Here is a 5,364-nt window from a genome sequence, read left to right on the forward strand (position 1 = left end):
TCGAGCGTCAGCGGCACGCCGGCGCGGCGCGCCATGGCGATCAGATGCACGACGGCATTGGTGGAACAGCCCGTTGCCATGGCAACAGCCACGGAATTATCGACGGATTCGCGGGTAATGATCTTGTCGGGCGTCAGGTCCTCGAACACCATCTCGACGGCCCGGCGGCCGCAACGGGTCGACATGCGAATGTGGTTGGCGTCGGCTGCGGGGATCGAGCTTGCCCCCGGTAGCGTCAGCCCCATGGATTCGGCGATCGCCGTCATCGTGCTTGCGGTGCCGAAGGTCATGCAGTGGCCATAGGAGCGGGCAATACCTTCCTCAACGCCGGTCCACTGCTCGTCGGAAATCGTTCCGGCGCGCCGTTCGTCCCAATACTTCCAGGAATCGGAGCCGGAGCCCAGATATTCGCCCTTGTAATTGCCGCGCAGCATCGGGCCGGCCGGCAGGAAGATCATCGGATATCCGGCGCTGACAGCCCCCATGACGAGAGCCGGCGTGGTCTTGTCGCAGCCGCCCATCAGCACGACGCCATCGATAGGATGCGAGCGCAGCAGTTCCTCTGCCTCCATGGCGAGGAAGTTGCGATAGAGCATGCTTGTCGGCTTTAGCGCGCTTTCCGACAGAGATTGCACCGGCAGCTCGACCGGAAAGCCCCCCGCCTGCAGCACGCCGCGCTTCACATCCTCGACACGGTGCTTGAAATGCGCATGGCAGGCATTGAGGTCCGACCATGTGTTGAGGATGGCGATGATCGGCCGCTGGCCCCAGTCTTTTTCATCATATCCCATCTGCATCAGCCGCGAGCGATGACCCGAGGACCGAAGGTCGTCGGGCGCAAACCATCGCGCACTGCGCAGTGCGCTCACTGTCTTGGACATCGGTGTTTCCTACATCGTGTTTTCTCCAACCCGGATTAGCACAGGCAACACGGAACGGCAATACACTAATGCATTAGCATTTATGCGAGAAGAAACCATCATTTCTGCTGTCGAAAGTCAGCGAATTCCACGGAAAAGGGATGAGCGCCTGAACTCGAGCGTCAGGATGGGTGTTCGCGGCCACGAATAACAAAAAGCAGAATTTACGGTGCCGCCGTCAACGCTGGACGAAATCCGGATAGCGCTCGACGATGCTATCGACCATCGACAGCGTTCCCGAGAGATGAACCTTCATCGCTTCTTCGGCCCTTTCGGGATTGCCCATAGCAATCCCTTCGATGATCGCATGGTGATTGTCGACGACGCGCGCCTTGCCGACATTCGGCAGGTTGAGCCGGCGAAGCCGGTCGATATGGCCGCTGTGACGCCGAACCACAGGCCAGATATCTTCCAGTCCCGCCTCTTCATAAAGAATATAGTGGAAGTCACGGTCGCGGCGCAGGAAATCCCCGTACTCGCTGGAGGCGACAAGGGTCTTGAGCTTTTCATTTGCAAGAGTCAGGCGCTCGACAAATCGGCGATTGGGCCTGGATGCCAGTTCATGGACGATTTCTTGCTCGACGGCACGCCGCATGAAATGCGACTGCCTCGCCAAGTTGATATCGATCTTCGACACCAAAGTGGCGTATTGAGGATAGACCGTGACAAGCCCCTCCTCTTCCAGGCGCATCAATGCGTCGCGAACAGGCGTCTGGCTTAGACCGAACTGCTTCTGCAATTCAAGGCGGGACAAAGATGTGCCAGGCGCAAGTTCAAGTTCCAGAATTTTCTCGCGGAGATATTCGACGATCTGCGGAGCAATCTGGCGCGTACGATCAAGGCCGCTGCGATGCTTGGCAAAGGGCAAATCGGAGGTCAAAGACATCTTCCTTTTCAAATCGTCTTTGACTGTCTTAATGCATTAATGCTTTAGTGTGAAGCACTTCGCCCATGGCGGCATTTAAATAGAAAGCACCGGACTCTTGACGGAAGACACAGTTCCTGTTGCAGGCATAACTGAAATAAGGCCATCCAGCTATGCGGATCAGGTCTACGGCCATGTTTTGCAGGATATTTTGAAGGGCGCCTTCCCGCCGGGCAGCAAGCTGCCATCCGAGAGCGATCTCTGCGACCGTTTCGGTGTCTCCCGCCCGGTTATTCGCGATGCTTTGGCGCGACTTCGACTGGATGGGCTCGTCGAAGCCCGTCGCGGAAGCGGTACCTACGTTCTCAGCGCGCCATCCAGGAGCCTGCCCGATCTTGCCGACCTCACCGACATCTCACGCTTCCTGCGCTACCAGGAACTGAGGCTCTGCGTCGAGGGCAATGCGGCGGCGCTCGCAGCCGAACGGCGCACCGAGAAAGCGCTGGGCGACATCCTCGAAGCCCATGAGCAGTTTTCCAGTCAGATTGCCCGCGGCCTGTTCCTGCCGGAAAGCGACCGCCGCTTCCACCTGTCGATCGCGGAAGCAACGGGGAACGAGTTCTTCAGCATGGCCCTGGAAGGTCCCGATGTCTCCCTGAGCGGCTTCATGAACATTTCCCTTTCGCTGACGCGCTCGGGTTCGCCGGCACGCGCGCGGAAGGTGATCGGCGAGCATGCCGACATTGTCGATGCCATCCGCAACAAGGACCCCGTCTGGGCCCGCGTCGCCATGGAAAGCCATCTGCTCCAGGCGCGTCGGCGCATGATGAATGGCGACCTTGATCCATAAAAAGATTCGATATGTAATTTTTCTTTACAACTTTTTTGAACTTCAGTAAGGATAGTTGACTTCAGGAGGGTCAACTATGCAACAAGCACTGACGCAAGCCGACTACGCCTCGTCCGTAGTCGCCGTGCCTCCCATCGCGCTAAACACTGATTATTCGGTGAACGCAGGCGCAAACGAGGCCATCATCAAGCACATCGAAGGCGGTGGAGTGCATGTCCTACTCTACGGCGGCAATGCCAATCTCTATCATTTCGGCCTCGACGATTATCGGTCCGCGATGCAAGCCATCACGGCAGCGGCCGCACCGACGACGCATCTCATCACCTCGATCGGCCCCGACTTCGGCAAGGCGATGGCGCAGGCACCGATTGCACGCGATCTCGGCTTCAAGAATGTCATGGTCCTGCCGACAAATTTCCCGGCAGATCCGGCAGGCGTCGCCAATGGCGTACGCAAACTTGCCGACGCCTTCGGTAGCGGCCTTATCCTCTATCTGAAGCGGGAGCATTACGCAGATCCCGACGAACTGGCAAAGCTGATCGCAGAAAAAGCCGTGAGCTTCGTCAAATATGCCGTCGAAAAGCCAGACGCCTCCAAGGATCCGTATCTTGACGCCGTCCTGTCAGCGATCGGCACGGAGCATCTTGCAAGCGGCATGGGGGAAACCCCGATCCACGACCATCTCGGCCGGCGCAAACTCACCACCTACACGTCGGGCGCCGTCTGCATCGCGCCCACGGCTGCATCCGAACTTCTCACGCTTTACAAGAGCGGTCGGGCGGCTGAGGCTTTTGAGTTGAGCCAGCCTTTCCTGGAATTCGAAAAGGTCCGCCTCGATCTCGGTGGCCTGCAGGTCCTGCATGACGGACTTCGGCTTTCGGGAATTGCTGATACCGGCCCTCTGATGCCTATGGTTTCGAACCTTCCCGTCGGAAAATTGAAGCCGGTCCAAGCGGCGGTTGACGCCTTGAAAAGTGCCGAAAAGCAGGCGATTTCCAGGGCTTTGGCGCGTGAGAAACGGGCGGCTGGCCTATAGTTGACAGTTACCTGCATCTCGACTAATACATTAGTGCTCTAGTGTGTTTTAAACAGTGTGGAGGCACTGTATCCGGGCCGCGCATACCGATGCAGCGGCCCGGTGCCATCGACATCAAGGTCTTTGACCAGGAGGAGAAATGACAATGACCATCAAGTATTCACGGGGTGTATCGGCTGCGCTGATGTCGATCCTGTTTGCGGGCGCTGCCCATGCGGCCGAAGGAGAAGTCAAGATCGTGCTGCCGGAACAGCCCGCCAATCTTGAGCCCTGCCGCTCCATCCGCTCCGATATCGGGCGCGTGATCAATTCCAACATCACCGAGACGCTGACCAACATCGAACCCGAAAAGGGCACGGTCGCGCCATGGCTGGCCGAAAGCTGGGAACAGGTCAACGACCTCACCTGGCGCATCCATTTGAAAACAGGTGTCAAATTCCAGGACGGCGCTGACTTCAATGCTGAGGCCGCTGCCAAGTCGATCAACCGGCTCATGAACCCGAAGCTGACATGCGACAGCCGCTCCAAGTTCGGCGACGTCAAGCTGACGCCGAAGGCGATTGATGCGACGACGCTCGAAATTGCCACGGATACGCCGCTTCCGATCATGCCGACATTGCTCGGCACTGTTCAGATCGTCTCCCCCAACATGCCGTTCGATGGCGAAACCAATGCGCCCGTCGGTACTGGCCCCTATACGCTGGAAAGCGCCACCAACGAGCAGATCGTTCTCGCTCGCAGCGACAGCTACTGGGGCGGCAAGCCGGAAGTGACCAAGGCAACCTATGTCTGGCGCGGAGAATCCGCCATCCGTGCAGCCATGGTGGAATCCGGCGAAGCCGACATGACACCGTCGCTTGCCGTGCAGGATGCGACCAACACGGCGACCGATTTTGCCTATCTGAACTCCGAAACCACCCGCATGCGCATCGATGCGGAGATTCCACCGCTCAATGATGTGCGGGTTCGTAAGGCTCTCAATCTCGCCATCGACTGGGATGGCATGGGTGAAGCGTTGTTCGGCAAGGATGTGCTGAGGGCATCGCAGATGGTCGTTCCGGGCGTATTGGGCCATAACCCCGACATCAAGCCCTGGCCGTACGATCCCGAGCAGGCCAAGAAGCTGATCGAGGAAGCCAAGGCAGACGGCGTTCCGGTCGACACCGAGATTGTTATTATCGGCCGTAACGGCTTCTTCCCGAATTCGGCGGAATCGCTCGAAGCGATGATGTCAATGTGGCAGGAAATTGGCCTCAAGGTCTCGCTGCGCCAGCTCGAAGCCGCCGACTGGGTTCGCTACCTCGATAAGCCCTTCCCCCAAGGTCGCGGGCCGACCCTGTTCCAGCAGCAGCACGACAACAATACCGGCGACGCGGGCTTTACCGCCCCAGTCATGTTCCTGAGCGAAGGACAATATTCGACGATCGCCGACCCGGCACTCGACGTGGTCCTGAAAAAAGCGATGGCGGCCACCGGCGGCGAACGCGAAAAACTGTTCCAGGAAGCCTTCCTCAAGGTCCACGACGAGATCATTGCAGATATCCCGATGTACCACATGATCGGCTATGTCCGCGTCGGATCGCGTCTCGACTGGAAGCCGGATCTGAAGACGAACAGCGAAATCGCGCTGTCGCAGATCAAGCTCAAGGACTAACCTTGCCCAAGGCACGGCGGTCGTTCCGCCGTGCCTATT

General features: G+C 58.4%; 5 protein-coding genes. 3 read left to right on the forward strand and 2 right to left on the reverse strand.

What is annotated here, in order from left to right:
- Both VL202_RS10960 and VL202_RS10965 read right to left on the reverse strand, forming a co-directional pair.
- On the reverse strand, positions 1 to 881 hold an 881-nt coding region (locus VL202_RS10960), incomplete at its 3' end, for a dihydroxy-acid dehydratase (protein WP_325464148.1).
- Between the two features lie 217 nt (positions 882 to 1,098).
- Positions 1,099 to 1,800 (reverse strand): GntR family transcriptional regulator, encoded by a 702-nt coding sequence (locus tag VL202_RS10965; protein ID WP_325464149.1) that lies wholly within the window; start codon positions 1,798 to 1,800, stop codon positions 1,099 to 1,101.
- Positions 1,801 to 1,903: 103 nt separating this feature from the next.
- Here VL202_RS10965 and VL202_RS10970 point away from each other — a divergent pair, with 103 nt between their 5' ends.
- The 3 genes from VL202_RS10970 to VL202_RS10980 all read left to right on the forward strand — a co-directional run bounded on the left by VL202_RS10970 (position 1,904) and on the right by VL202_RS10980 (position 5,325).
- Positions 1,904 to 2,635 (forward strand): FadR/GntR family transcriptional regulator, encoded by a 732-nt coding sequence (locus VL202_RS10970; RefSeq protein WP_325464150.1) that lies wholly within the window; start codon positions 1,904 to 1,906, stop codon positions 2,633 to 2,635.
- 76 nt (positions 2,636 to 2,711) lie between these two features.
- Positions 2,712 to 3,671, forward strand: coding sequence for a dihydrodipicolinate synthase family protein (locus VL202_RS10975; protein WP_325464151.1), 960 nt, complete (start codon positions 2,712 to 2,714; stop codon positions 3,669 to 3,671).
- Between the two features lie 145 nt (positions 3,672 to 3,816).
- Complete coding sequence (locus VL202_RS10980) at positions 3,817 to 5,325, forward strand: ABC transporter substrate-binding protein (protein ID WP_325464152.1); 1,509 nt, start codon at positions 3,817 to 3,819, stop codon at positions 5,323 to 5,325.
- The last annotated feature ends 39 nt before the right edge of the window (positions 5,326 to 5,364 follow it).

The organism is Pararhizobium sp., from assembly GCF_035497515.1.
Lineage (GTDB): Bacteria > Pseudomonadota > Alphaproteobacteria > Rhizobiales > Rhizobiaceae > Pararhizobium.